This is a genomic window from Paenibacillus pini JCM 16418 (assembly GCF_000576305.1).
In the GTDB taxonomy this organism is placed as follows: Bacteria; Bacillota; Bacilli; order Paenibacillales; family Paenibacillaceae; genus Paenibacillus_AQ; species Paenibacillus_AQ pini.
The window spans coordinates 248,317-274,884 of record NZ_BAVZ01000004.1; the positions used below are offsets into that span (position 1 = coordinate 248,317).

General features: G+C 40.8%; 25 protein-coding genes and 2 pseudogenes. 5 read left to right on the forward strand and 22 right to left on the reverse strand.

Annotated elements, in window-relative coordinates; genetic code table 11:
- Window positions 1–106: 106 nt before the first annotated feature.
- Together JCM16418_RS08300 and JCM16418_RS08305 are read right to left on the reverse strand one after the other, a co-directional pair.
- Window positions 107–781, reverse strand: a complete 675-nt coding sequence (locus JCM16418_RS08300; RefSeq protein WP_036647561.1) for a response regulator — start codon at window positions 779–781, stop codon at window positions 107–109.
- Entirely contained in the window at window positions 778–1,614 is an 837-nt protein-coding gene (locus JCM16418_RS08305; RefSeq protein ID WP_036647562.1) for a sensor histidine kinase, read from the reverse strand. The genes JCM16418_RS08300 and JCM16418_RS08305 overlap by 4 nt, the downstream gene beginning before the upstream one ends.
- 193 nt (window positions 1,615–1,807) lie before the next feature.
- On the opposite strand from JCM16418_RS08305, the gene JCM16418_RS08310 reads away from it, so the two are divergent.
- Window positions 1,808–2,581, forward strand: a complete 774-nt coding sequence (locus JCM16418_RS08310) for a polysaccharide deacetylase family protein (protein ID WP_081765361.1) — start codon at window positions 1,808–1,810, stop codon at window positions 2,579–2,581.
- Window positions 2,582–2,608: 27 nt separating this feature from the next.
- On the opposite strand, the pseudogene JCM16418_RS08315 reads toward JCM16418_RS08310, so the two are convergent.
- Both JCM16418_RS08315 and JCM16418_RS08320 read right to left on the reverse strand, forming a co-directional pair.
- Window positions 2,609–3,252: pseudogene (locus JCM16418_RS08315) on the reverse strand (HD domain-containing protein).
- A 103-nt stretch (window positions 3,253–3,355) separates the two neighbouring features.
- Window positions 3,356–3,532: pseudogene (locus JCM16418_RS08320) on the reverse strand (cytidine/deoxycytidylate deaminase family protein); the annotation flags it as partial.
- A gap of 209 nt (window positions 3,533–3,741) precedes the next feature.
- Between JCM16418_RS08320 and JCM16418_RS08325 the strand changes: the two are divergent.
- Window positions 3,742–4,266 (forward strand): YfiT family bacillithiol transferase, encoded by a 525-nt coding sequence (locus tag JCM16418_RS08325; RefSeq protein ID WP_172679218.1) that lies wholly within the window; start codon window positions 3,742–3,744, stop codon window positions 4,264–4,266.
- A gap of 95 nt (window positions 4,267–4,361) precedes the next feature.
- A complete protein-coding gene (locus tag JCM16418_RS08330) occupies window positions 4,362–6,500 on the forward strand; it encodes a YhgE/Pip domain-containing protein (RefSeq protein WP_036647566.1) in 2,139 nt (712 codons plus the stop codon).
- A gap of 126 nt (window positions 6,501–6,626) precedes the next feature.
- Here JCM16418_RS08330 and JCM16418_RS08335 read toward each other — a convergent pair whose 3' ends face one another.
- From JCM16418_RS08335 to melA, 15 genes are all read right to left on the reverse strand, one after another.
- Entirely contained in the window at window positions 6,627–7,751 is a 1,125-nt protein-coding gene (locus JCM16418_RS08335) for a Ger(x)C family spore germination protein (protein ID WP_036647570.1), read from the reverse strand.
- Complete coding sequence (locus tag JCM16418_RS26860) at window positions 7,744–8,109, reverse strand: GerAB/ArcD/ProY family transporter (protein WP_148298765.1); 366 nt, start codon at window positions 8,107–8,109, stop codon at window positions 7,744–7,746. Before JCM16418_RS26860 ends, JCM16418_RS08335 begins: the two co-directional genes overlap by 8 nt.
- A 5-nt stretch (window positions 8,110–8,114) precedes the next feature.
- On the reverse strand, window positions 8,115–8,828 hold the full coding sequence (locus JCM16418_RS26330; protein ID WP_052020136.1) for a GerAB/ArcD/ProY family transporter: 714 nt from the start codon (window positions 8,826–8,828) through the stop codon (window positions 8,115–8,117).
- A gap of 15 nt (window positions 8,829–8,843) precedes the next feature.
- Entirely contained in the window at window positions 8,844–10,274 is a 1,431-nt protein-coding gene (locus tag JCM16418_RS08345; RefSeq protein ID WP_036647574.1) for a spore germination protein, read from the reverse strand.
- A 119-nt stretch (window positions 10,275–10,393) separates the two neighbouring features.
- Complete coding sequence (locus JCM16418_RS25725) at window positions 10,394–10,705, reverse strand: hypothetical protein (protein WP_242403756.1); 312 nt, start codon at window positions 10,703–10,705, stop codon at window positions 10,394–10,396.
- Window positions 10,645–10,908, reverse strand: coding sequence for a PadR family transcriptional regulator (locus JCM16418_RS25730; protein WP_242403757.1), 264 nt, complete (start codon window positions 10,906–10,908; stop codon window positions 10,645–10,647). Before JCM16418_RS25730 ends, JCM16418_RS25725 begins: the two co-directional genes overlap by 61 nt.
- A 175-nt stretch (window positions 10,909–11,083) precedes the next feature.
- Window positions 11,084–13,837, reverse strand: coding sequence for a CHASE3 domain-containing protein (locus tag JCM16418_RS08355; RefSeq protein WP_036647576.1), 2,754 nt, complete (start codon window positions 13,835–13,837; stop codon window positions 11,084–11,086).
- Between the two features lie 611 nt (window positions 13,838–14,448).
- The gene (locus JCM16418_RS08360) at window positions 14,449–15,243 is read right to left on the reverse strand and encodes an ABC transporter ATP-binding protein (RefSeq protein ID WP_036647579.1); all 795 of its coding nucleotides are present in this window, start codon (window positions 15,241–15,243) and stop codon (window positions 14,449–14,451) included.
- Window positions 15,243–16,160, reverse strand: a complete 918-nt coding sequence (locus JCM16418_RS08365; RefSeq protein WP_036647581.1) for an ABC transporter permease — start codon at window positions 16,158–16,160, stop codon at window positions 15,243–15,245. Before JCM16418_RS08365 ends, JCM16418_RS08360 begins: the two co-directional genes overlap by 1 nt.
- Before the next feature lie 65 nt (window positions 16,161–16,225).
- Window positions 16,226–17,269: an ABC transporter substrate-binding protein gene (locus tag JCM16418_RS08370; RefSeq protein ID WP_036647583.1), complete on the reverse strand. Its 1,044-nt coding sequence runs from the start codon at window positions 17,267–17,269 to the stop codon at window positions 16,226–16,228.
- Between the two features lie 262 nt (window positions 17,270–17,531).
- Window positions 17,532–18,065, reverse strand: a complete 534-nt coding sequence (locus JCM16418_RS08375; RefSeq protein ID WP_158442420.1) for an HAD-IA family hydrolase — start codon at window positions 18,063–18,065, stop codon at window positions 17,532–17,534.
- On the reverse strand, window positions 18,020–18,211 hold the full coding sequence (locus JCM16418_RS26865) for an HAD hydrolase-like protein (RefSeq protein ID WP_373280694.1): 192 nt from the start codon (window positions 18,209–18,211) through the stop codon (window positions 18,020–18,022). Before JCM16418_RS26865 ends, JCM16418_RS08375 begins: the two co-directional genes overlap by 46 nt.
- Window positions 18,212–18,344: 133 nt before the next feature.
- Window positions 18,345–19,277: a 1-phosphofructokinase gene (gene pfkB / locus JCM16418_RS08380; RefSeq protein ID WP_036647585.1), complete on the reverse strand. Its 933-nt coding sequence runs from the start codon at window positions 19,275–19,277 to the stop codon at window positions 18,345–18,347.
- Between the two features lie 253 nt (window positions 19,278–19,530).
- Entirely contained in the window at window positions 19,531–20,460 is a 930-nt protein-coding gene (locus tag JCM16418_RS08385) for a carbohydrate kinase family protein (protein ID WP_036647587.1), read from the reverse strand.
- A gap of 15 nt (window positions 20,461–20,475) precedes the next feature.
- Window positions 20,476–21,777, reverse strand: coding sequence for an alpha-galactosidase (gene melA / locus JCM16418_RS08390; protein ID WP_036647589.1), 1,302 nt, complete (start codon window positions 21,775–21,777; stop codon window positions 20,476–20,478).
- A gap of 239 nt (window positions 21,778–22,016) precedes the next feature.
- On the opposite strand from melA, the gene JCM16418_RS08395 reads away from it, so the two are divergent.
- Entirely contained in the window at window positions 22,017–23,042 is a 1,026-nt protein-coding gene (locus JCM16418_RS08395) for a LacI family DNA-binding transcriptional regulator (RefSeq protein ID WP_036647591.1), read from the forward strand.
- A 201-nt stretch (window positions 23,043–23,243) separates the two neighbouring features.
- Entirely contained in the window at window positions 23,244–24,077 is an 834-nt protein-coding gene (locus JCM16418_RS08400) for a pentapeptide repeat-containing protein (RefSeq protein WP_052020157.1), read from the forward strand.
- Between the two features lie 17 nt (window positions 24,078–24,094).
- Here the strand turns inward: JCM16418_RS08400 and JCM16418_RS08405 are convergent, their stop codons facing one another.
- The 3 genes from JCM16418_RS08405 to JCM16418_RS08415 form a co-directional block, all read right to left on the reverse strand.
- The gene (locus JCM16418_RS08405) at window positions 24,095–25,024 is read right to left on the reverse strand and encodes a hypothetical protein (RefSeq protein ID WP_036647595.1); all 930 of its coding nucleotides are present in this window, start codon (window positions 25,022–25,024) and stop codon (window positions 24,095–24,097) included.
- 14 nt (window positions 25,025–25,038) lie between these two features.
- Window positions 25,039–25,539: a hypothetical protein gene (locus JCM16418_RS08410; RefSeq protein WP_148298766.1), complete on the reverse strand. Its 501-nt coding sequence runs from the start codon at window positions 25,537–25,539 to the stop codon at window positions 25,039–25,041.
- A gap of 215 nt (window positions 25,540–25,754) precedes the next feature.
- Window positions 25,755–26,486: a class I SAM-dependent methyltransferase gene (locus JCM16418_RS08415; protein ID WP_036647599.1), complete on the reverse strand. Its 732-nt coding sequence runs from the start codon at window positions 26,484–26,486 to the stop codon at window positions 25,755–25,757.
- Window positions 26,487–26,568 lie beyond the last annotated feature (82 nt).

A 26,568-nucleotide genomic window follows, 5' to 3' on the forward strand; every position in this document is an offset into this window, starting at 1 on the left:
TACTTGTTATGATTCCCAAATTCAAATCAATAATCCAATTTTATGCATTTGTGTAGCAACGTAAAAAAGACGGGAGCAATCGCTCTCCGTCTGTAAACAGTATTTTTTATTCTTTCCGCCTATTAAACAAACCTTGCTTACGGCTCGCAAGTCCCTTTTCCATTGCATATCGGGTCAATTGAACTCGGTTCTCCAGATGAAGCTTCTGTAAAATATTCTTCAAGTGATTCTTAACTGTCTGATCGGATATATGGAGCTGGCTTCCAATCTCTTTATTCGTAAGACCTGATGAAACCCAGCTTAAAATTTCACGTTCGCGTGTCGTCAGCGTCTCATGCTGTTCTCTGCTCGGAAGAGATAAAGGGAATTCCTGTAGTATTCGAGTAGCTAACTCTCGGCTCAGCGCGGCTTCATCACTCATCATTGCGCGTAAATATTCAATCCATGTTGATGATGATAAATTTTTAAGCAAATATCCCTGAGCTCCCTGTTTCAGAGCCTCAAATAAATAAGAAGCATCATCGGAGACAGTCATCATTACGATTTTGACATAGGGGTATCGCAGCTTAATCTGCCTTGTTGCTTCAAGTCCCCCCATCCCTTGCATTTGAATGTCCATCAGAATTAAGTCTGGCATAAGACTATCCGTGAGCTTCAGTGCCTCCTCACCACTCTGTGCCATGCCAACAATTTCGAATGTCTGATCGGCAGCCAGTATTTCAGACACCGCTTCTCTCGCATGAGCTGAATCATCTGTTACTAGCACTCTGAATGAATTCACAGAGAATCAGCCTCCTTATTAATTTCGATCCGACTTCCACGTTCCAATGCTATGATTTTTATACCCCATTGTAATTCTTCTGCCCGTTCTTTCATTATGCGTAGTCCATAACGATCACTCAAATCGAAAGGATTCTGGGTTATTCCTTTGCCATTATCATCAATGTGAACCTGCCAAGATTGACCTTCACCTTGCCCACTTACAGCTACTTGCGTAGCTTGAGCATGTTTATGAATATTCATTAGAGCTTCACGAATACATGCAAGCAGCTCCACTTTCTCCTTGGTACTCAGCACTGTGTCTGGAATGGACCACTCGATTCTAGGGGATACCAGCGTCTCTTTAGCCGTATGTTCAATTCTAGACTTCATGGTATCTTCATAAACAGGCTCATGAATTGCAGATGGAAAGCGTAAATTTGCGATGGATTGACGCACATATCGGTTCACTTCATGTACCGTTTTGCGAATATCCCGAAAACGCTCCTGTTCTGAAAGACTGGACTTCCCAGATTCGGCCTTGTCAATTTTGACAGACAATAAAAATAAGGATTGTGCGATTCCATCGTGCAGCTCGCGTGCGATAAGATCTCTTGCCTGAACGGAAGCCTTCTCGGCTCGTTCCTTATTTAATTCTTCCTGCACATGTTCAAGTAACCGAAATAAGCGGCTGAGTAACGTAATACTGATTAAAAATACAAAAATTGGAGATAAGATATTACCAGCATCCATTGAAATATAAGGCATCAAGAACGTATGTCGCATATATTCCCATAACCCTACCGCTAGCGTGGGCAGAATGATAATCATCCACTTTATTTGTTTATATGACATTGCTTCCTCCTGAAATTCATGAGTTAAATTCCGTAAATAATTCCTATCGTATATTGTAGCATGAGCTGAGCGATTCACGCTTTCTTGATTCGACAAATGAATGATCGATGTATGCTAATAGCCACAATTTCACATACTACAAAACGGACTTTATCTTCGGACCTTAATTGTTCTTTACACACGGGAGGGCACTATGCATAAACGGCTGCGCAAACTAGTATTATGGACGGCTTCATTCACAGTATTCATCTGTTTCACACCTGGACATGTGGAGTCCACTGGATCACCCAAAACCCAGAAGGGCCGGGAATACTATGAGAAAACTGGCGATGTTACATGGGAATATCCTTCGCAAAAGAATATGATCGCACTTACCTTCGATGATGGACCCGATCCAGTCGATACACCTCAAATTTTAGACTTATTAAAAAAATACAATGCCAAATCCACATTCTTTGTCGTTGGCAAGCAAGTCGATGAGCATCCTGAAGTTGCTAGACGTCAAGTGGCAGAGGGGCATGAGCTGGCGAATCATACATATACGCATGCCTATTTCACTAGAAATAGCTCTGTTGCTAGTATTCGTAATGAAATGGAAAAAACGCAACAATCGATAATTAAAGTTACGGGACAGAAATCATATTTATTCCGTCCACCAGGCGGATTCTATAGTGATCGTATGATTGATACATGCAGAAAAGACGGCTATTTGGTCGTAATGTGGTCTTGGCATCAGGACACTTGGGATTGGAATCGCCCCGGCGTTCATAAAATAGTAAACAAAGTGCTGAATAATGCTCGTAGTGGGGATATCGTCCTGATGCATGACCATGTAGAGGGTAAATCGCAAACGATCGAAGCACTCAAGCAAATATTGCCTGAGCTTCAAAAGAGGGGTTTTCGCTTTGTCACCGTATCTGAGCTTGCGGGTCGGCATATTCCCCATGATGCTTCACAAGTCCATTAATACTGTTTAATTGTAATCAACTAGCGTTTATTGAACATTCCATTCCGCATAGAATTCTGTAAGAAACTGCTCCATAAAGGAATGTCTCTTCTCCCCGATCATACGAGCACTTTCCGTATTGAGTAGATTGTTAAGCTTCAGAAGCTTTTCATCAAAATGATTAATTGCCGTCCCTGGTTCGTTGCGATATTGCTCGGGAGTCATATCCATCCTAGCAGGCTTATCTGGATTATAAATTAGATTCCCCTTGGCTCCCGCATAGGCAAAGGTTCTGGCAATGCCGATGGCTCCTATAGCATCTAAACGGTCTGCGTCTTGTACCACGCGTCCTTCGAGGGTAGTCATCTGTGCACCCCCGCCCCTGCGTAGGACATGGTCGAAATAATTTCAATAATGTGCTCAATCGTAGGTGAATCGACTTTGTGTGATGTAAGCCATTCTGAAATACCACCCAGAGCGACATTCTTTGATTCTACTAACTTTTCATCTGCTAAATCATGCAGAAGCGCTGCAAGTTCGCAGACAAACTCATCTGCCCCTTCCGATCTAGCTAACTTGATCGCAAGTAAAGACACGCGGTAAATATGCCACCAGTCATGACCCGATGGTTCATTCTCTAGCTCTGCTTTTACATAGTCCTTTGCAGCCATGATGACTTGCTCCTGATTCATCACTTCACAACCTTAAGTACGTTATTTTTGTCGTTCGGAGTTATATGCTTTAGACCAATGATAAGGCTGTACTTCATGCAATGCCTTAAACGTCAATTCCTCCTAAAATTGATCCTGTCTCCATGCACAAATTCACGGAATCATTGAATACTTCAGGAGCTACGCTTGTCAAAATTGTACCATCCTCAAGAGCGACCGCGGCTGCCCCTCCCCATCCAAGTGGATATCTCACTTCTATTAAATCAATGACTGCCTGATATAGTTGTTGTTCCAAATCCATCACAATCTTCCTCTCCACAATACAGCAATATATTATAGAAACGTAACATCATAAGCTAATTTATTGTAACAAAATAAAGCTTCCACTTCATCTTATCTTCTTTCCGAATAGATGCTTTAAAGGAACAATGCTCTTATGTATAGAATGATTGTTTACATGACCACAAATGGTTGTTAACAAATATAACATAAGGGAGATGGGTCCGAATGATCGAATCATTAAAATATCCTATAGGGCAATTCGATTCCCCTGCAGTAGTGACTCTTGAAATACGCAGAATATGGATTGAAGAGATGCGTGCATTACCCAAACAATTATCACTAGCAGTCATGAACCTGAGCCAAGCCCAACTTGATACTCCTTATCGACCAGAAGGCTGGTCGATGCGTCAGGTCGTTCACCACGTGGCTGATAGTCATATGAACAGCTTTATCCGCCTCAAGCTAGCCTTAACGGAGGATAGTCCTTTAATTAAGCCCTATGAAGAAGCTTTATGGGCCATGCTACCAGATGGATCCGAACCAGAGATCGAGATCTCCTTAACACTACTTGAAGCGTTACATCTTCGTTATGTTTACCTTTTAGAACAACTGAAGGAAGAGCAGTGGAATCGTTCTTACCGTCATCCGGTAAATGGTGACACACGTCTCGACATACATTTGGGTTTATATGCTTGGCACGGTAAGCATCATGTCGCACATTTAACTTCTCTGCGTCAACGAATGAAGTGGTAAGATTACACTTGGTTTCCCATCTTGCGTATGGCACCACGATTCCTATGCAATACTAATCAAAAATAATGTTCTAAGGTAAGGTAGGCGAGTTGAGAATGAAGCATATTGCGACCATATTTGCACGGGACATTAAAAACATAACAACAAATTGGGCCGCCTTAATCATCATACTTGGTCTCGTTGCTTTGCCTTCCTTGTATGCCTGGTTTAATATTAAGGCCTCTTGGGATCCGTATGGCAACACAAGCGGCATAGCTATTGCCGTCGCGAATGAAGATAAAGGTACTACACTTCGAGGAACACCACTTAATCTGGGCAAAGAAATCATTAGTTCTCTGAAAGATAATGAAAAGCTTGGTTGGCAATTTGTAAATAAAGAAAAGGCCATGAATGGAGTAAAGCATGGGGATTATTACGCAACCATTGTGATACCAGCTAATTTCTCTGCCACCATTGCTACCGCACTCTCGGACAATCCCAGTAAAGCGGAAATTTTATACTATGTAAATGAAAAGATTAACGCTGTCTCGCCGAAAATCACTTCTTCCGGAGCAAGTGGCATTATTTCGGAAGTCAGCAAAAATTTTATCAAAACTGCGAACGGTACCATCTTTAAAATATTCAATGATTTGGGCATTGAGCTGCAAAATCAGCTTCCCACAATCGAAAAGGTCAAAACGCTTGTTTTCAAATTAGAAAAGAATTTTCCCGAGCTAAATCATGCCGTAAATGTTGCTTTGGAGGATATTCACAAAACAGATCAGCTTGTAGACAAAGTTCAGAAAAACTTACCTTTAATTACCGATATTGCCAACAACGGTAAAGGTTTTGCGAGCGATTTGGATACGTTTCTCTCTAAAGCATCCACGACTGCGCAAGACATCAGCCCTAAAGTAAAACAGGACTTGTTATTACTTCAGCAAACGGCAAACGCCGGGCAGCAGCTCACCGCTGTGCTCCAAGATTCAAATATAAACCCTGACGTCGTTACTAGTACGCTAGACCATGTATCCAAACGTATAACCCAAGGCATCAAAGTACAAGAGACCTTAATTCCGTGGTTTGAACGCCTAAACAAAATAACCGGGGACCGCATTGGCTTCGTACCTACGAAACTAAAACAATTTAGAGACAAGCTCACTCAGCAGCTATCTCTTGTAAACAATATCAATGTTGCGATTAAGAATGGCGAGCAGCCTGCCCAAGATCTTATCGACAAACTTAACCAAGTTTCAGGTGAAGCTTCGGACATTCTTACTGATATCTTAAACCGGTATGATGGAGAAATTCAGCCTGCGATTATAAGCGGCATTCAAAAAGCTGAGCAAACGGCTAAGAAAGCTCAAACCGTACTAAATCATGCTGTACAAAGCCTACCAGATGTAAAAAAAGTATTAAGTGATGCCTCTAAAGGACTTACCGTTGGCAGCAAGGGTGTAAATGAAATCAAAAAAGAACTACTCGAAGTAGAGGCTAAAATCACAGCATTAGCCAAACGAATGCGCGAATTTCAATCCGAAGGTAGTCTACAAGAAGTGATTGATCTTCTCAAAAATAACTTTGAGCTAGAGAGCCAATTTTTCGCAGAACCCGTAATTTTGAAGGAGAATCAGCTCTATCCCATACCAAATTACGGTTCGGCTATGTCGCCCTTTTTCTCCACCCTTTCTCTATGGGTAGGTGCGACGTTATTGGTTTCCCTTATAACTACAGAGGTTCATACGGAAGACCATACGTACCGAAGTTACCAAGTTTATTTCGGACGATTCCTCACCTTTTTGACACTAGCCCTTCTTCAGTCTGCATTGGTTACATCAGGTGATATTTTTATTCTCAAAGCTTATGTAGTAAATAAGGGCTTATTTATTCTATTGGGTCTAGTCAACAGTGCTGTATTTATGCTTATGGTGTATACTCTCGTTTCTGTATTTGGGAATGTCGGTAAAGCTCTCGCTATTGTGCTGCTTGTCTTACAGCTTGCAGGCTCAGGTGGAACATTTCCAATTCAGACCACACCGGCCTTCTTTCAAGCCATCCACCCGTTCCTGCCCTTCACCTATGGCATCAGCATGATGCGTGAAGCGGTTGGTGGAACCATTCCTGATATTGTAACAAGTGATCTACTCATGATGTGCATTTTTGTTGTAGTCACATTATTGGTGGGACTCGCTCTAAAAAAACCCATTAACCGTTTGTCTGCCGGACTCGTTAAGAAGCAAAAGAAAGCCAATTGATCCATTAGGATTCATGATATGGGTTCCACTCCGACTAGATTGAATCATGTCATGAATTAGACATCTACACAAAATAATAAAGCACCTATGTTAGGATACCTTTACCTAGGTTCCATCATAGATGCTTTATTTACTTGTGTCTGGAAGTTGTTGAATTTGTCCGTATTCCTTAATCTTGGTATGCACGATACAATTCAACTTAACTTTAGGATATACTTCACTCCATTTTAGAGCATTCCACTCCTTATAATTCATATGATTTCGAATATGTTTACCAATACCTATACTGTCTACGCCATTTGTCTGCATCGTACTGACCATTCTGTTAACCGATGCTTGAATGGAATGACTAATCTGTTTCGCCAATTGTTCGATATCGATGTTGTTCGTAAGAATTTGTGTGCCCGTGTATTCTTGAATAGAGCCTTTAAGGTAAAGATGGAGATCCACCATCCAAGAACCTTTGTTATCCTGATGAACATGAAATTTATGTCTGCTGCTTAAGGTACCGAGCATCACTGAGCTAGTTTTCTGATCCTCTTGTAGCTCAACAAATAACTCTCCTTGCTTGAAATTACCTCGTGTCATTGCAAAAATTAAATTATATTTGGGATCTAATCGTACAATATATTTATCATCCTTGAACAATGCAATTCCATCGATGATCACATTGTCTCCTGCTTTCTTAATAATAGGGGCCACAGGATCAATACCATCATCAAGTAAATCCCTAGTGAATTGATGCAGGTTAACTAACGGTATATTCTGATTCTTCAAGTTTTTATTCAGCATATGATCCACATATTGGCTTGTCTCCGGATGACCCGGATAACTGCTAGTTAATAAATCATGTACAGAACCTGCTACTAAAGTTATTTTAACACGTGGTGAAATGGACGGATCCCTAGCTAGATTCTGAATCAAGTCTTTAAGTCCACTACGGGCTATTTCCTCACTGTACATCGTATTCCTCAACTGACCTGTCACAATGCTACGACTTGACTCTCTAGCAATGTTAATTTTAGCTTCCTTACTTGTTTTAGCTGTACTCGTCAATATTTCATCGTTACCTTCGTTTATACTTTTGGGATTGGGTAGAGTTGCCGTAACAAGCAGTTTACCTTGTAATTGATCATAGCCAATGGTATGATCCATACCCAATTTCTCTAATACTCGTTGATTCTTTGCACAACCGCTACAAACAATAATTAAGATTAGTGTAAATAAACAACCTTTTACTATATTACACAAGGGATTTACCTCCCTTCGATTTCTGGAATATTAGTAAAATGATCAACAAAAGAGGCAGTCCAAAAGCAAAAATAATTTGACAATAAGTCATAAACGTTAGCCAATCTCCTATTTTCATAAATGTGTCGGGGATCGTAGAAATCATAAACGAAGCGAAAATAATCAATACGGCAAGTAGTCTCGAATTCGCTCTTGGTATAATCTGTAATAAAGATTCTCTTGCAGACCACATGTAGAGCGTGCATGTAATGATCGATGGGAAAAGAAAAAAACTAAATAACAAATTTTCTAATCTTTCGATAATGGGAAGCTGAACATAAGCTAACATGTTTAGCGCAGGAAACATCGTATGTTTCAATTGATCTAGCTAAAAAAACCGAAACTGAGCAATACGTAAGTAACATAAATAGTTACTGTCATGGCATTGGCTATATACACTGATTTCATCCATTTCTTTCGCCGATCTACATAGGGAATTAGAAACAAGGATAACTCATAGCCTACAAAAGCTGAATACATGTGAACAGAACCGACAAGCATATGCTCACCACCCTTAAACAAAAAAGGAGTTAAGCGAACAAATTCGAAATCACCTGAGAATACAAATAAAAGCCATATCATCCAAATAAGTAGGCAGAAGAAAATTGTAGCTGCCTTTCCTATATTGTATATGCCTTTAATAAGCAGCAAAAATATGAGTACATCAAAGGCTATATTTAGAATAAGCGAAGAAGCGGTTGGGAATGCAATAAGCTGAAACAAAAAAATGTAGAATTTACCTATTACAGAGCCAAGCATGGCTAAAAAGGCCATCATCAGAACATACATCGGCATCAATATCCACCGAGGTATTGAACGTTCAAGAATGGTAAATATGGACTGTCCTTCCCCCATGCGATTAACGATTGATATCAGAAAGATATTAAATGTCGCAACTGCACCCAGAATCAATATGGAAATCCATCCATTGGTGCCGTAATAATTCGCTGCCAGCCTTGCTAGACTAAATGCAATCACGCCCGTTTGAGCCATGTGAAGCATGATTGCTATATGCCTTGGGTACAATCGTTCTTTCATTAATGAAGACACCCTTTATTTTTTCATTTTATTACGTATCGGATTAGGGGAGCTCGATTGAGAGGGTCTCTTCTTAAGCATCCAAAAAGGGCCTCTAACAAATATATCTCTCCAGTCTCCAGGATACATTGGTGCTATGGACGTAACGTAAGATGTCCCAAGACTTGTAAGTTTCGACAGGTGAATGACAATCACAGCAATACCCATCATTAGACCAAAGTTACCCCAAATGCCTGCAAGAATAATGAGGAAAAAGCGAGCAAACCGAATCGACGCGCTCATTACATAACTCGGAATAACGAAGGAAGCTATGGCTGACAATGCTACGGAAATAATTAAAATGTTACTTGTCAGCCCTGCCTGTACAGCAGCCTGACCAATAACGATCCCACCAACGATTCCAATGGTTTGGCCGATCTTAGTGGGGAGTCTGGCTCCCGCTTCTCGCAATAGCTCAATTGTCACCTCCATAAGGAGAGCTTCAAACACAGGAGGAAACGGTACTCTACTCCGTGATTCGATCAAAGTATATATTAGATTCTCTGGAATCATCTCATAATGGTACGTCAGAACCGAAACATAAATAGCTGTGAAGGAGATCGTCACCACAAATGCAATATACCTCAAAAGCCTTGTCGCAGTACCTATAATCCAGCGCTGATAATAATCATCAGGCGAAATGAAAAATTCGAAAAATGAAGTGGGCGATGAGATTACAGACGGGCTTTCATCCATAACCGTAATAATTCTGCCCGCAGCCAGTTTTGACACGGCAAGGTCTGGTCTTTCTGTCGTTAAGAAAAGCGGGAAAATTGAATTTGGGAAATCATCAATATGCTGCACTAACATATTCGTATCAATAATCACATCAATTTCTATGCTCTTAATCCTATCGATCATCTGATCCACATAATCCATATTGACAATGCCATCGATGTAGAGAACATATACATCTGTCTTGCCAACCTCACCTACAGTCAACTTCACGACCTTCAGATGGGAGCTTTTAAGTTTGCGTCTTAGAAGCGACAAATTAGTTGAAGCGGACTCTGTAAATGCATCATGTGGCCCAATAATTACGGTCTCAGTTTCAGATTGCTGGATTGCTCTAGTTTCCGGACCATACAGATTAATTAAATAAGAACCCGTTTGGCAAAAGATAGCTACTCCGCCTTCGAGAACGCCATTTACCATCGTTTTGCTGTCCTCTAACCGAACGTAAAGAGAGCTTTGGAGTATTGCTTCCAGTTCATCTTCTGCCTGAATATTAGTAAAGGGAGTGACGACGTCTCGCTCGAATTCATCTTGATTAATTAGATAATAGAAGTAGACTATATCCGCCTGGATCACAGGGAAATTACGATGAATCAAATCTGCGCAGCGATCAAATTCCTTCAATATGTACGACAAGGAGAGTTCTCCTGCTTCCTTTTCATCTACCTTCATACATGTCTCCTCCTCTCCAGCATCTTTAGTCTGGTTTCTTAAAGGGAAAATATACAATTTATTCTTTAAAAAACAAAAAAGCCGCGCACAGCGCGGCTTAACTAACATTCATATTCATCTTATTGATTACGTAATTCTAGAATGGTCTGTTCCAACCAATCATGATCACACTTAAGCAGTGCAATCCGGTGCCGAAAGGATAAATTCACACCACTTCCCTTACCATGATCTGGTATAAGAGAATAGGTGTGTAACATGACTTGTATCTTCTTCAGTTTCATCTCTAATAGGTCACAGACAACTTCCTTGGGGAGATGATCGATAAACATAAGTCCAATATCGCCAGTAGGGGTCACATTCTCAACATGTACTAACGAGTTACGAAGTAGCTCAAAGAATTTTTCTTGTCCCGTACCCGTAATGGAATACATTTGTCTTGGCGGCCGATTGCTTCCTGCTCTACACTGACATCCACATAACCTGCTTTATCTAAACGCTTCAAAATCGAGTAAGCCGTTGCTTTTTTCATATCGGAAACTTGCCCTAAATTTCGTTCAATAAAATCATTAATTTGATATCCATGCTGGCTCTGAGCCATTAATAATCCCAATACTAGTAGTTCACGCTCATCCATTTCGAAAAAACTCCTTCACATGCTTCTAACATTAGTATAGTTACACTTGACTAAAAGGTCAAAAAATATGCTGTCGTAGCGACATTTTTCATATAAAAAGAACGATTGCCCTATCCTTTTAAAAGGTTAGGAACAATCGTTCTTACTATACCGTTATTGTTCAATTTGGCTACGATTAGCTAACTTCAACCTTCGTTAACCATATTTTCATACGTGATATAACTTCACTAATATTTAAAGGTTTACTCAAATAATCCGAAGCTCCAGCGGCCAGACATTTATCTTTGTCTTCCTTCATCGCTTTCGCGGTAAGCGCCAATATAGGCAGATCATTTAATTCGAGTGTCGTACGAATGTTACGCATGGTCTGATAACCATCCATTTCGGGCATCATGATATCCATAAGAACAATATCGATATCTTGCTCAGCCTGCAACATATCCAAACACTCGTAACCATTTTGCGCTGTTAACACTTTCATATTGTATTTCTCCAAGGCATTGGCAAGAGCGTATACATTACGGATATCATCATCGACGACCAAGACTTTCTTTCCGTCAAATAATTTAGACTCTTCCATAATATACTGACCTTCTTCTTGTTGATAGACCGTTGGGTCCGAGCTCCATGCACTTCTAGTTAGAGGCTCCGTGTCTAAAGAAGCTACCTTGGATACCTCCGGCAGGGTCATCATGAGAGGCGACTCATCAATATGCTCTACCTGATATGGTATCTGGAGTCTGAACGTACTTCCTTCGCCTTCCTGACTCTCAACGACCAAATCCCCACCAAGTAACTGGGCAAACTGAAGTGAAATCGACAATCCAAGTCCTGTACCACCAAACTTACGTGCAGTCGCTCCATCAGCCTGTTTAAATGCTTCAAAGATTAACTCCTGTTGATGCTCTGGAATACCTACTCCTGTATCTTGTACTGCAAAGACAAGTGTTTGGTTTGAAGTAGGTTCTATAGATGTAATTACGGAGTCCTGTATATATACGCTTAAATTGACGTGTCCACGCTCTGTAAACTTAAAGGCATTGGATAATAAATTCCTTAGAATTTGATGTAGTCTAAGTTCATCACTGTAAATAATGTCCGATACATTCGGAGCAATGTCGATAGTGAAATGAAGTGATTTGGATTCCGCAGTCTTTTCAAACAAACGATACAAGACATCGGGTAGCTCCGTCATATTAACAGGCGCAATTTCCAATTGAACTTTGCCCGCCTCCACCTTAGACAAATCTAAGATGTCGTTGATCAAATGTAACAAATCAGTCCCTGATGAATGAATAACTGACGCATATTTAACCTCTTCTTCCAGCAAGTTGCCGCTCTTGTTCTCCGATAATATTTGCGAGAGGATCAGCATGCTGTTAAGCGGTGTTCGAAGCTCATGCGACATATTTGCCAGAAATTCAGATTTATAATTCGAACTCGTCTTGACCTGTTCGGCATATTTCTCCATCTCCGCAGCCGCTGACTCAGCACTATTCTTCTGAACCTCAAGCTTATCGTTCAAGGTCATTAATTCATCTGTTTGCATATGCAGTTCTTCAGATTGAACTTGCAGTTCCTCTGTCTGTACTTGTAACTCTTCTGACTGAGCCTGTAGTTCTTCATTCATTGATTGTGATTCCATATACAGACGCTGGATTTCCATTCGATTTATTACGCTATGCATGGTCACACCAGTGTTATCTAGCATTTGTTTAAGCATTTCCATATGATGGTCACTTAACTTCTGAAGAGCTGCAATTTCAAGTACTGCCAGTGTTAGACCTTCAAATATGATTGGCGCAACTAAAATATACGATGGTGGCGTACTACCTAGCCCTGACGATATTTGGACATACTGAGCAGGTACTTGTTCGAGCGCAATTATCTTCTGATCTGCTGCGCTTTGACCTACAAGTCCTTCACCCCATGCAATAACAGACTTACCAGCATTGTTATCTTTATCCCCTGCATAAGAGGCCATTTTAACCAATTCATTATCTTTTACCGTGTACAGCACACTATACGGAACATTGAGAAGGAATGCCGATTTGTTTACGAAGACCTCACTGAGAGACTTAAGATTAGATTCGTTCTGCACAAGTGTGGAAACTTCAGCAATTTGATCTTTCATCTCGCTTTGCTGCTCCATTACTTCCAGAAGTTCATTCATTCCACGACCTAAGTCTGCAATCTCATCTCGAGTTCGTATCTGAATTCGTCGATTTAGATTACCGCCAGCAGCGATATCTTTGATCGTGCCTGTTACATCCTTAATCGTTGTTACGATATTTCTTGAGATCACAATCGCGACGGCAATTGATACTAGTGCAACGATGGCCCAGAGAATATAGATTGTTATAATTAAACGTTCATTACTTGATGCTAGATTAGCAATTCGTTCATTCGTTAGTGTCTTCTCCGTATTTAGAAAAGAAGTGAACTTATTGCGCATCGCATCCATTTCAGGCTTACCAAGATCATTCTTGAAAAAGTTAAGTACTTCATCTTCTCGCTTATTCTTCTTCATATCGATCGATGGCTTACCTGCGATATCAATCCACTTCATAATATTCATTTTAATATTGTTAAGATTCTTCTGCTGATCCGGATTGTCAGAAATCAGATTATACAGTTTGTTGTAATCCACTTCCCACTGCGTACTACCATTATTATAGGGCTCAAGATAACTTGGATCCCCCGTAATGACATAACCTCGCTGACCTGTCTCCATATCCAGCAAGTATTTCTCCACATTATGGGCTAAATCATGCACTTCAATATCATGTTTACTTAAGAAATCTGTTTCTTTCTGTAAAGAAGCCACTCGGCTTGAGACAACCAGAAGAAATACACCGACACATACCAGGATGAGTATGTATCCGAGTGTGATTTTCGAGCGTATATTTAATTTCAATTTCCCCGGCAAAACGACACCCTCCGTCCTACTAATTTCTCTCTATCGAAACAAAGTTATTAACTATATAATAAAAGGCTCATTGAAACATTTTAAGTCTAGTAACTATTTATTTCAACTGTTATATAAAGTAGATTACTTATAAGCAGCCGATCATTCCGAGATAATCATAAATCTGTGACAACTTGTGTCAAAATAACCATACTGCTCAATTTGTTTATGTATATTCCGTCGCTGCTACTCATATGTAGTAACTGAGAAATCTTGAACTTTCCAAGGAATCGTATTCAAGCAATGCTCAAACTGATTATTTAGTACTTCGAAGAGTTTATTTAATTTCTGATTAATTAGACCACCAAACCGTTGAGTTATAAACAATCGCAGTTAAATCTAATTGTTTCAGCATTTCTTTGAAAACAGTTTGTTTAGAATCGATGATGCGCGAAACCTCCAATCATTAAATAATAAGGTCTATTTAGAAAAAAATGGATTTGAAACTACTAACTATTATACCATTAAAATATGAAGTGGGAGCCCCTTTATACATAAATAACCTTCCCCTATTCATAGGGAAAGGTTATTGGGTCTAGCTACAGTGAATTATCTATTCGGTTCGTTCCTTATTAACCTAGCACAATTCGGTCATCCGCAAGTTTGTGACCACTAATCTGTTCGAATTCGAAGAGTAGTCGTTCTACAGTCAGATTCTGCTTACGCTCCTCATCAATATCAAGAACGATTCGACCTTGATCCATCATAATTAATCGGTTACCAAGTCGTATGGCTTGATCCATATTATGTGTTACCATAAGGGTCGTCAGTTTCAAATCTCTCACAATATTTTCAGTCAGACGGGTTATTAATTCAGCTCTTGCTGGATCAAGTGCTGCAGTATGTTCGTCCAACAGTAGAATTTGTGGCTGTGTAAACGTCGCCATCAGGAGGCTTAACGCTTGACGCTCCCCTCCTGATAACGTACCAACTTTCGCACGTAAACGATCTTCTAGTCCTATGCCTAAGCGTTGAAGCTGTTCACGAAACATCACACGTCTACTTTGCTTGATACTAAATTTTAGACCGCGGGTCTTACCTCTGGCATAAGCCATGGCAAGATTCTCCTCAATCGTCATGTTTGGAGCAGTTCCAGCCATTGGATCTTGGAATACGCGACCTACCCAGCGACTACGACGGAATTCAGGCAGATGACTGATAACCTCACCATTAATACTTACTCCACCTGCATCGGGCTTCATAACGCCGGAAATTAAATTCATTAGCGTTGATTTACCTGCGCCATTACTGCCAATAACCGTTACGAAATCACCTGGATTTAGCTTAAGGTTAATATGATTCAGTGCTATTTTTTCATCTGCAGTACCTGGATTAAACAATTTGGTAACATGCTGAATTTCAAGCATCAGAAATCACCTCCGACAGCATGCTTATGGATGTTATTGGATAATTCCTCTGAACGTTTCTTTGCCAGCTTCTTTTGCTTCACTGAGCGCCCTACAGATGGCAGCACAAGAGCAATAATAACGATTAAAGCGGTAATAATCTTTAGATCAGACGTATCCAACCACTCCACTCGAAGTGCGACGGCTACGACCATCCGATAGACAATTGCTCCAAGCACTACGGATATGGTCGTATGAATGACATTCCGAGCCCCGAATATGGCTTCTCCAATGATTACGGAAGCCAGACCGACTACGATCATTCCGATTCCCATTGAAATATCGGCGAATCCAGTCTGTTGAGCAATTAACGCACCCGATAAAGCAACCAAGCCGTTGGACAAACTCACACCAATAATCTTTGTGTTATCGGTATTTGCACCGAAGCTGCGAATCATTCGTGCGTTATCACCGGTAGCTCTCAAAGCTAATCCCACATCTGTACGCATAAACAAGTTCATAAGTAACAGTACCACGATTACGACAATGGGCATGATAACCATCGGATGAACGGAAGTGAATATCGTATTCTCATCCATTAAGGCAATGTTGGGCCTCCCCATCAATATACGCATGTTAATTGAATACAAAGCGATCATCATCAGGATTCCAGACAATAGTCCATTAATTTTCCCTTTAGTATGCAGGAGTCCTGTACATAATCCTGCTGCGAGTCCTCCGCCAAAAGCAGTTAAGCTAACGATCCATGGATTATAGCCATGGGAAATCATGATGGCTGAAATAGCTCCTCCTGTCGCGAAGCTACCATCAACCGTCAGATCTGGGAAATCAAGAATTCGATACGTAATATAGACTCCGAGGGCCATTAAAGAATAGAGCAGACCCTGCTGTATTGCTCCGTATAATGATTCAAGCACGATGTAACCCCCTTCAATAATGAAAAGAGTGGTCGAAGGATCTCGGCCACTCCCGAATGTATGGCTTATTCAATAATGTCGTTGTCTTTATCTTGAACCTTTTCTTTCATAGCATCCGTAACTGTAATACCTTGGGCTTTCGCAGCCTTCAGATTAAGAATCAGATCCAGCTTCTCCTGCATTTTCACTTCCATATCACCAAGATTTTTACCATCTTTAAGAACTTCTACTGCCATTTTACCTGCCTGATAACCGTGATCATAATATTTAAATCCGACTGTTGCAAAAGCTCCCTTCTCCACCGTATCACGGTCACTCGAGAAGAATGGAATATGTTTAGCATTAGCAACTTGTATAATCGTATCCGCTCCACTAACTACTATGTTATCAAGCGTGATATACAATGCGTCTACTCGACCGACAAGAGATTCTGTAGCTTGCTTAATTTCAGAAGTATTTGTAACGGCCGCTTTTACAAGCGTGATACCATGTGGTTTTAATGCTTCTTCAGCCTTACTCGCCATCAATACAGCATTGGATTCACCTGTATTCAGGACGAGACCCAGCTTCTTCACATTTGGAAAATTCTCAGCAATGAAACCCATTAAATCAGTAACGGCCTTCGGGTTCATATCCGCAACCCCTGATACGTTACCACCGGGTTTTTCCAAATTTGATACCAGTTTTGCATTTAGCGGATCGGTTACACCTGCAAACAGGATAGGGGTTTCTTTTTCTTGTTTAACGATAGCTTGAGCAGATGGAGTCGCTATAGCTAAAATAAGATCATTATTATCTGCAGCCATCTTCTGAGCAATGGATATGTTGTTGGCCTGATCGCCTTGAGCGTTGTTCGTGTCTACTCTAAGATTGTTATCCGCTTCTGATATTCCAGCATCTTTAAGTGCTGCAAGAAATCCTTCTCGAATGGCATCGAGCGATGGATGCTCCACGATTTGTGAAATGGCGATTTTATACGATTTCTTCTCTGTATCGCCGCCTTTATCGCTTGTTCCACCTGAACCCGATGTATCTTTTGCATTACCACAGCCTGCTGCAGTCACGAGTAACGCAGACATTACAACAGATAACAACATTTTCTTTTTCAAAAAAATTACCCCTCTCTAAATTCAGCTTCTTCTAAGTTCATATCGCAATGTCGTGTTACCTTATCAACACTTTTCCGTTCAACTGCGCTAAAGTATATGTATAAAAAAAGAGAGCCCCGCAGCAGGAACTGTTTATTATTTCCTATCATATATGCGGTTCTCATCTACGTCAATTGGTAGAAAGCGAAAACCTTTCTTTTTTCAAAACCTTTTCACGCTGATATGCTAGAGATATTTAAAGTTTATACATTTTCATTCTCGATTACCTCGAAATGCTAGTTATAACATCCGCAAGCGCCATATCAGTCATGCTAGGAATCATTAAGCTATACTCCAGAAATGTATAGTGCTTCGTCATTTCGTTAGGAACAATTACGCAAGGCATACCTGCTGCAAAAGCAGCCTTAGAGCCGTTTATCGAATCTTCAAATGCGATCGCATCAGCAGGATCGACCCCTAGCTTTTCCGCACAAAGCAAATATAGTTCTGGATTCGGCTTAACCTCACTAACTACATCAGCAGTACAGATTGCATCAAAGTAATGACGTAGGTCAAATTTGATTAAATAAGGCTCGATCCATTCATAAAATGAACTCGATGCAAGTCCGATTTTCAAATTCATCGCTGTGGCTGATTTTAAATACTGCTCAACTCCGGGTCTTGGTGTTGCAGCTTGAAGCATTTCCTTGAAGATCACATCCACTTTAGTTCGAATGAGCTCAGTTTCCACCTTATGATCTAGTAACTCAACTAAATGTGTATATGGATTAAATACATCAAAAGATGTTCCACGCACTTGGCATAAGTTAGCAAGGGCAGCTCTTGGCCGTATTCGGCATAAACTTGGCAGAAAGCATGATAAGCGGGGGTCTCCGTATCTACCATCAATCCGTCAAAATCAAATATAATCGCTTGTGTCACTACCTTCACCTTCTCTTTCATATTTGCTTCTAGATACTGTTCAGCATAGGGCTATGGAAATCCTGCGCAATGACATCATAAAAGGGCCAGATGCTAGGCATTCGGCCCTAATGATGACCCAATATTTCATATCGCAAACGAAAAGAACTCCCGCTCAGTCTTGAGTAACCTTTACTTCTTGTCGAAGCTGTTCATAAGCATCGATATTAATACTACCAGCCTGCTCTGTCATTGCATTCGCAGTTCCAGCAGATGCGGATATTCGCAGGCACTCTTGAACTTCAAGTTGTTGAGCAATAGCTAATGCAGTACCAGCGACGAAAGAGTCGCCACATCCAACTGTATTTATAACTTGAACCGGAGGGCAAGTCGCTCGGTAAAACCGACCTTGATACAAGGTTAGCGAACCCGCACCACCTAAGGACACAATGAGGCGGTCCATCTCATACTTCTGCTCCAGCTTTAGCATCGCAGCACGCAGTGCAGATTCATCCTGCACTTCAATTCCAAGCAGAGCAGCGACTTCTTCTTCATTAGGCTTAATCATATTCGGTTTAGCTTCAAGACCAAGCCGAAGTGCCTCTCCACTCGTATCCAAAATGACATAAGCACCAGCCTGTTTGGCAATCTCAATTAAGGACACATAATAATCCTTCGGTACGCCAACGGGAAGACTTCCACTGAAGCATACAACTTCTGATTTGGCCGCAAGCTCCATAATCTTTAGCTTCATGAGTTCAAGTGATTCAGCCTCTACCGAAGGTCCTGGCTCCAAAATTTCAGTCGAAGATTGATCTTCTGCATCTAACATATTCAGACACAAACGAGATTCACCTTCGACAACGACGAAATCATGAGAAACCCCCATCGCACTAAGCTGCTGCTTAATCCATTCCCCATTCATACCCCCTACGAAACCTGTGGCCGTTACAGCCATACCCAGTTGAGACACGACTTTAGCCACATTAATTCCCTTACCACCTGGAGCCGCATGAAGACGATCCATCCGTGATACATGACCTTTAGGTAGACTTGTTAAATAGTAGGTTTTATCAATAGCCGCATTAAGTGTCACTGTCGTAATCATCGCATCATTACATCCAATCTTTAAATTTATTGAAGCATCCGAGTATGTTCATTTTTACTAGAATCGCTTCTGACTAATAAAACATTAACTTTATTCGCGCCTTGGTCATTTCTGATTTTGTTTAAATGAAAGAATGAAGACGCTATCATAATTGAAGTATAACCTGCATGAATACATAGCACAACGACATCAGAACATGTGCTGTGAAACTTGCTTATTTCTACTAAAGTTCGGTTCAATCGTTAAGAAGAACCTAATTCTGTCCCTTTTCCATCAAAGCTTGGATCGATTCCATTGTGGGTAGCGACCCTGTCCCCCCTACACCTTGAGTAGAAATCGCTCCACATGCATTGGCGAACTTGATCATATCCTCATCCCGCAAACCGGATAGATAAGCATAGATCAATCCTGCATTAAAAGCATCACCAGCACCCGTTGTGTCCACTGGAGTTACTTTAAAAGAATGAACATGCTTCGGCTCTTTCCCTGGAGCGTATAATGCAGCCCCAAGGCTTCCGCATTTCACGGCAAGAATATTAAATTTCTCAGGCAATAACGCTTTAACCTCATTAAGCAACTCCACTCCGTAAATATGAGTAATTTCTTCCTCGCTTGGGATAAAAAGATCCGTGTGAGCCATTAATCTATCAATCTTCTCCCGATACCACAGGCCATGCACATCCCAACCTGTATCAAAAGACGTACTGACCCCTTGTTCACGGAGCTGCTCAAACAATGTTTCCCAATGATCCCGCATACCCTCCTGTAAATAGAAGGAACCAAAATGAACATGATCTGCTGCGATCAGCTTCTCCATCGGTAAAGCTTCCGGACGTAGTAGAGGAATCGTTCCCATATATGTAAGAAGTCCGCGATCATTTGGCGTAGAGAACGACAAGGTTACGCCTGTCTTAAGCTGCGTGTCCAGCTTGATTTCGTCGGTGTTCACGTTCATTCGTTTCAATTCGCGGATACATAATCTACCGAAATCATCATCACCAACAATACTGACAAATTCCACCTTCGCTCCGATACTTGCCAAAGCGCATGCGGTAATTGCCGATGATGATCCGAGAACAATGTCAAAAGAGTCAATCAATTTCTCTCGATTCCACTCGGGCATAAGATCCCCACCAGATAGAATTACATCCACATTGAGTTCACCAATAACGACAACGCGCACAGCATCATACCTCCCTTATTTCATGTTAGGAATATATTCGCGTTCTGCTTCGAACAGTTCATCGAACATATCTTTAATCTCAGCTAGTGAACATACAGCAGAAGTCAATGGATCTATCATCAGAGCATGCATCGCCTTCTCTTTGTCGTTCTCCAGTACAGAAGAAACCACGAGTTCGAAGAACGACATGTTGCTACGACATAAAGCAGCCAAGTGCTCTGGAAGATTACCAAACGGTGTTGGAGTGATACCATTTTGATTTACTAGACAAGCAACTTCAACAACGCCATTCTTAGGCAAATTGCCAATTAAACCATGGTTAGGTACATTTCCATGAATAACCCGAGTTTCATTTTTAACCATGGATTCGATAATGATTGGCGCGTATTCCATACCTCTTTGCATATTTATCGGAACTTCACCAGAAATTTGTTTTAGAATTTTCTCATCATTTTCTTGTCTCCATCTTGGCCAGTTGTTGGCATAAAACCCAGTTGCTCCGTTATAACCACTATTACAATGCTGATCAATTAGATCTTGTCTTTTCCGGTAGTATGGGATGTATTCAGAGAAATGTCCGCTGGATTCCGATACAAATGCACCAAGATATTTCATGGCATCGAAACGAACAGGATCTTTCTTCAGGAATTCAGGGTCTTTAATGTTCTCCTTCAATATTGGATATAGATCTTTACCGTTGTGGGAAAGCTCAGTGAACCATGACATGTGGTTGATACCACCTGCTCTCCACTTCAACTCTTCATAAGGAACGTTCGCATATTCAGCTAGTTGACGGGAAGAATGCTGAATAGAATGACATAAACCCACTACAGGAAGATCCGTAATGCGAGAAGTAAGCAAGGTTACCACTGACATTGGGTTCGTATAGTTTAAGATCGTAGCATTCGGAGCCAAATCTTCGATATCTCTGACAATTTCAATCCAACTCGGGAGTGTACGAAGCGTTTTGAACAATCCGCCAGGACCTAGTGTATCTCCAATACATTGGTTTACTCCGTATTTCAAAGGGATTTCAAATTCATATTTCACGTTGGCAAGACCGCCAACCTCAATTTGATTAATGACAAATTGAGAATCGCTAATCACTTCCCTGCGGTTAGTCGATGCAATAACGCGCCACTTCTTGCCGGTTTCTCCTATAAGCTTTTGCACGAGTTTGCGTGCAATTCCAAGTCTCTTCTCATCCAAATCAACAAGGGCGATTACACCTTCATTCAAATCAGTGATATTCAAAATATCTATGACAATTTCATTCGTGAAAGCACTTCCCGCACCTATAATCGATATTTTTGTCATGTGGATGTCCCCTTTTTGTAAGATTACTCTTATCCCTTTAAAATGCTTTTTATAGCAAAATTGTATGTCCATAAATTTGCAATGTCAACCTTATTTTTTTATATTTTTGCCGCAAATATTGCAATATTTATTTTATATATGCGCAAAATTTGCAATTGACCTCTTGGACCCAATGCATTAACATTAGACCTAAGATTTGCGGCAACATTTACACATTTGGTTAAAAGGCGGTTATACAAATGCCCACACTTAAAGATATTGCTGATGTTGTTGGCGTCTCTGTCTCCACTGTGTCTCGGGTTCTGGCTAACGAAGCCAACCGTTCCGTGAACACGGATACGAAACAACGAATTTGGGATACGGCAACCAAGCTTGGATATAAACATAAAAATAAGGTCGTGGAGCAACCAGACACATTAAGAAGTGTCGGTTGTATCGTGTCCACACTGCAAAACCGTCACTATCATCCGTACTTTTCCGTTATTTTAGATGGCATTGACCAAGAACTCGCTAAGCACGGCTATACAATGGCTTATACCTATACGCAGCAAGATCTCAAAAAGCCTGAACTACTGAAACAGGCCGTGCAAGCGAATAAAGTCGCAGGCATCATTCTAATCGAAGGAATTGACGCAAAGAGCTATAGTTTTATTAAAAAGCATGTCCCTACTCTTGTAGGAATCGACGTCTCAGACCAGAGTATATCCAATATATCGTACGACCGGCTCAACGCAGCCGAATCTGCTGTAACTCATCTCATTGAGCAGGGACATCGCAAAATTCTGTTTATCGGCGGCACGGGCTTGTCCGGACATTTTGAAAGAGAGAAGCGTTTCAGAGGTTACAAGCTGGCACTACAAAGAGCTGAAATCATGTTTGATCCGGCACTTGTTATGGATGCCAATTGGGAACCAAACCAAGCATATGAAGGCATGCTAGCCTATTTAGATGCGAATGCTTCTGCTTTGCCCACAGCAGTTTTTGCGGCAAGTGACATCATGGCGATGGCTGCTATGCGTGCAATCTCTGAGAAGGGTTACCGCATTCCGCAGGATTTTGCGATTATAGGATTCGATGATAATGAACCTTCACAGTATACGATCCCTCCTTTATCCACGATCCATATTCCAACGTTCGAGATTGGTGTTATTGCGGCTAAGACTCTTTTGCAGACGATCAAAGATCCCTACCCGCTTCCGGTGCGTATTTCCGTACCATTCGATCCGATGTTCCGAGCATCGAGCCAATGGGTAGTCTCAACATGAATAAGAAAAGGCTAGAGATCAGAAAATATCTGATTCTCTAGCCTTATTTTTGAGTGTTACATGTGCACCTTTAATGTACGATATTTTTCATCTAATCCACGATTGACAGAATAAATAAGCAGTCATATTCTGTAAGAATATGACACTAAGGGAGCCATTACTTTGCCTGATATAAATAAAAGTTCAAAATCTCCATTTGATATGAGTCACCTTAGTCTACGTGCAGACTGTGAGAATTGCTTCGGCTTATGCTGTGCTGCACTGCCCTTCGCAGCCTCGGTGGACTTCGCAATGGATAAAGACGCCGGACAACCCTGCCGCAATTTACAATCTGATTTCCGTTGCGGTATTCACACTTCACTCAGGGAGCAAGGATTCCGAGGTTGCACGGTGTATGACTGCTTTGGCGCTGGGCAAAAGGTTGCCCAGATCACCTACGGTGGAGAAGACTGGCTAGAATCTCCAAGATCCGCGAAGCAAATGTTCGAAGTATTTCCCATCATGCGACAACTCCATGAATTACTCTGGTATATAAACGAAGCACTCACTGTACAGCCAGCAAGTTCAATTCACGATGAGCTTCGCTCCATGTTCAATGAAACAGAACGCCTTACTTTCCTTAGCCCCGAAGCGCTCTTACTGCTGGATGTGGATGCGCATCGAGGACATGTAAATTCGCTACTGCTAAAGACAAGTGAATTTGTTCGGGCAGAAGCCCTTCTTAAGCTAAAGAGCCGTCCAGGACAACGAAAAACATTCGAACGTGGTGCTGACCTCTTCGGCGCTAAACTCCGAGGTGCTGACCTAAGAGGCGCCAATTTGAGAGGGGCTTATCTCATTGCTGCGGATCTTAGAGGTGCAGATCTAAGAGCTACGGACCTCATTGGGGCTGATTTTAGAGATACTAATATCAGCGGTGCGGACCTCACAGATAGTATCTTTCTCACCCAATTTCAGCTCAATGCTGCGATAGGTGATACCAATACAAAGATACCACCCTTGCTTACTCGACCAACGCACTGGTCTAATGTTTAAAGATTTACTTCCCTACTTCACCGTATTCGAATTACTTTAGTAAAAAGCTCATTCGTTTCTACATCATAAGCATGATTGTTTGATAAAGGCTCTTCTATGAAGTTGAGACCCGGCGAATAAATAAAGGCTCCACCTACTTTTAAAGCTTTTAAGATTTCCATGTATTTCAAAGCATAATTCTCAAAATTACCATCCTCTTTCATATGATGATGCATGAAATGATTAGAGAATGCCATATGAGAAACAATAGTGCCCCACGTATCCGGTGTGAACGTATAATCAAGCCAATTTACCTGAATTAAAAAATCAGTATCATTTACATTTCGATCCATTCCACATGCATCTATTTCATTCTCTCTGAGGAAGTGAACCATGCTAGCTTGTGAACCGCATCCTATATCTAGTACGGGTTGCACAATTGTGTCAAAATCTAGTTCTAATAAGGACATTTGGAATTCAGGAGTGTATTCAGCACATTTGATATCCAACAGATCGGATCTCTCTTTATATTTTTCAAATATTGCGGTGCCGTTAGATTTAACTAGATAGCTCTGCAAATTCTGATAATGAGCAGCAAATAATAGCTCAAGTTCTTCTGTCGAGATCTCTAGTTGATTAGCAATATCATAGACTTGATCAAATAAATCACGATACATTTCATGTAGCTTCTTCTGATCATCTTGACTAAAATTCAGATACTGATTCGCCTCAATAAATGACTTAACTGTTTTAACAGAAACATCCTTAATTAACTGTTTATAAGTGCCATCTAATTTAACAGATTTGATGAAATCTGAAAGCTCAGGAGCTCTTTTTCTTAACATTTCCATCGTTTCATCAGAAGGAGTTAGTACAAGATGTCCGTTCGTTTCATAAAAGAAGCTCTTATTTCGATTATGAAATATTTGCTGCTCGATCTCATCCTGAAAATCGGATAACGTGAACATGGTTTTCCTCCTACCTATTCAAAAAGGACTTCCTTATCTAAAATGATGATTTCCTCTTGAAAACTCTCTATTGGCTCCGCATAAGGAATCAATGAAAGAGTAAAACCTGTCATGTCATCAGACAAAGTAGGACTGACTATGAAAGTCAAATGCGTCTTGCCACCGCCTCCACTGGAGCCATTTCTGCGAGCACTATACTCTTTATCGCCTTGAATGTCTAAGAGTAGCTCTGTCCGAAGATATCCTCTGATATTCTCACTATTAAGACTATTAATATCAATATGCACAACACTTCCATGTTCATGCTGCATTGCATGGGTTATATTGTATTCAAAGCCTTCAAGAACCGCTCTTTTCATGATAGACACTGCTTCATCAGGAAACTCAGGACGGTAACGATCGTTAAGACTGTGCATAAGCCAATTAATTTTTGAAATTTTCATATCAAACGTTGTAGCCATTTCTTGTATGATTTCTTGTTCTGGAAAATATCTTTTGCCTTTTGATAAATCCATTCGCTGCCTCATAAGGTTCAAAATCCCCTCATCGATTGCCCGAAATTCATCGTTATACTCGTTAGGTATCATACGAAGTTCACTCCAGCCCATCAATTTTTACCCCTTTCAACTTATACTATAATATTTTATTATAGCTAAACTATAGATGTTTTCCAAATGATGGAATACAAAAAAAAGACAGCCAATCTCTCAGCTGCCTCCAGTTAAATATATTATTTCACTGCCGAAATTATCAAGAACATCGGTCTCCGAGTCTCGTCTTGCATCCATTGATCATCCTTCATCATTTCTTCAGAAGGCACGGGTTCATTAACAGCTTGAATTGCAAAGCCAGCTCCAATTAAATCATTGAAATAGGTCGAGATCGTTCGATGATACTTAATCACATTCTCCGTTAAGAATGTAGTTTCTCGAATCCCCTCTGTTTGGTACTGATCTACTGGCCAATGTAGGCGATTACCCTCACCATCATAGGACCAGTCTTGTTCGTTTCGAGATGTAAATATAGGATGCTCGACAGAGAAAATGAATGTTCCTCCCGGCTTCAAGCAATCATATACCTTTTTACAAACTGCTTCAAAAGATTCGATGTAATGAAAAGCCAATGAACTCAACACCACATCAAATTGTGAAGCCGGGAAATCGATATCTTCAATTGGCATATGGATATATGTAATTGCAGGATCATCAGTTTGATCACGCGCCGTCTGGAGCATTTTCTCAGAAATATCCACACCCACTACTGAACTTGCCTGCTGCTCACGAGCATATCGACAATGCCACCCGAATCCACATCCTAAATCCAGTATCGTTGTATCTCGCAGATCAGGTAATAAGGTTCTAAATTCATGCCATTCTCCCGCACCTTCAAGTCCTTTGATGGAACGTGGCATTTGCTTATATGCTGAAAAGAAATTTGCGTCGTCATATTTGTTTTGCTTCATCAGGTATACATCTCCTATTGTCACTTGTTAATATTCAGTGTTCATTAATATGCTAACTTAAACATTTCTCTACTTCAAGTAG

Excerpts from the sequence above, each read along its gene's own strand:
- JCM16418_RS08305 (WP_036647562.1), bottom strand. The coding sequence starts at position 1,614 with ATGTCATATAAACAAATAAAGTGGATGATTATCATTCTGCCCACGCTA.
- JCM16418_RS08310 (WP_081765361.1), top strand. The coding sequence starts at position 1,808 with ATGCATAAACGGCTGCGCAAACTAGTATTATGGACGGCTTCATTCACA.
- JCM16418_RS08330 (WP_036647566.1), top strand. The coding sequence starts at position 4,362 with ATGAAGCATATTGCGACCATATTTGCACGGGACATTAAAAACATAACA.
- JCM16418_RS26330 (WP_052020136.1), bottom strand. The coding sequence starts at position 8,828 with ATGAAAGAACGATTGTACCCAAGGCATATAGCAATCATGCTTCACATG.
- JCM16418_RS08345 (WP_036647574.1), bottom strand. The coding sequence starts at position 10,274 with ATGAAGGTAGATGAAAAGGAAGCAGGAGAACTCTCCTTGTCGTACATA.
- JCM16418_RS25725 (WP_242403756.1), bottom strand. The coding sequence starts at position 10,705 with ATGTATTCCATTACGGGTACGGGACAAGAAAAATTCTTTGAGCTACTT.
- JCM16418_RS25730 (WP_242403757.1), bottom strand. The coding sequence starts at position 10,908 with ATGGATGAGCGTGAACTACTAGTATTGGGATTATTAATGGCTCAGAGC.
- JCM16418_RS08360 (WP_036647579.1), bottom strand. The coding sequence starts at position 15,243 with ATGCTTGAAATTCAGCATGTTACCAAATTGTTTAATCCAGGTACTGCA.
- JCM16418_RS26865 (WP_373280694.1), bottom strand. The coding sequence starts at position 18,211 with ATGAAAGAGAAGGTGAAGGTAGTGACACAAGCGATTATATTTGATTTT.
- pfkB (WP_036647585.1), bottom strand. The coding sequence starts at position 19,277 with ATGATTACGACAGTGACACTTAATGCGGCTATTGATAAAACCTACTAT.
- melA (WP_036647589.1), bottom strand. The coding sequence starts at position 21,777 with ATGACAAAAATATCGATTATAGGTGCGGGAAGTGCTTTCACGAATGAA.
- JCM16418_RS08395 (WP_036647591.1), top strand. The coding sequence starts at position 22,017 with ATGCCCACACTTAAAGATATTGCTGATGTTGTTGGCGTCTCTGTCTCC.
- JCM16418_RS08400 (WP_052020157.1), top strand. The coding sequence starts at position 23,244 with ATGAGTCACCTTAGTCTACGTGCAGACTGTGAGAATTGCTTCGGCTTA.
- JCM16418_RS08405 (WP_036647595.1), bottom strand. The coding sequence starts at position 25,024 with ATGTTCACGTTATCCGATTTTCAGGATGAGATCGAGCAGCAAATATTT.
- JCM16418_RS08410 (WP_148298766.1), bottom strand. The coding sequence starts at position 25,539 with ATGGATTTATCAAAAGGCAAAAGATATTTTCCAGAACAAGAAATCATA.
- JCM16418_RS08415 (WP_036647599.1), bottom strand. The coding sequence starts at position 26,486 with ATGAAGCAAAACAAATATGACGACGCAAATTTCTTTTCAGCATATAAG.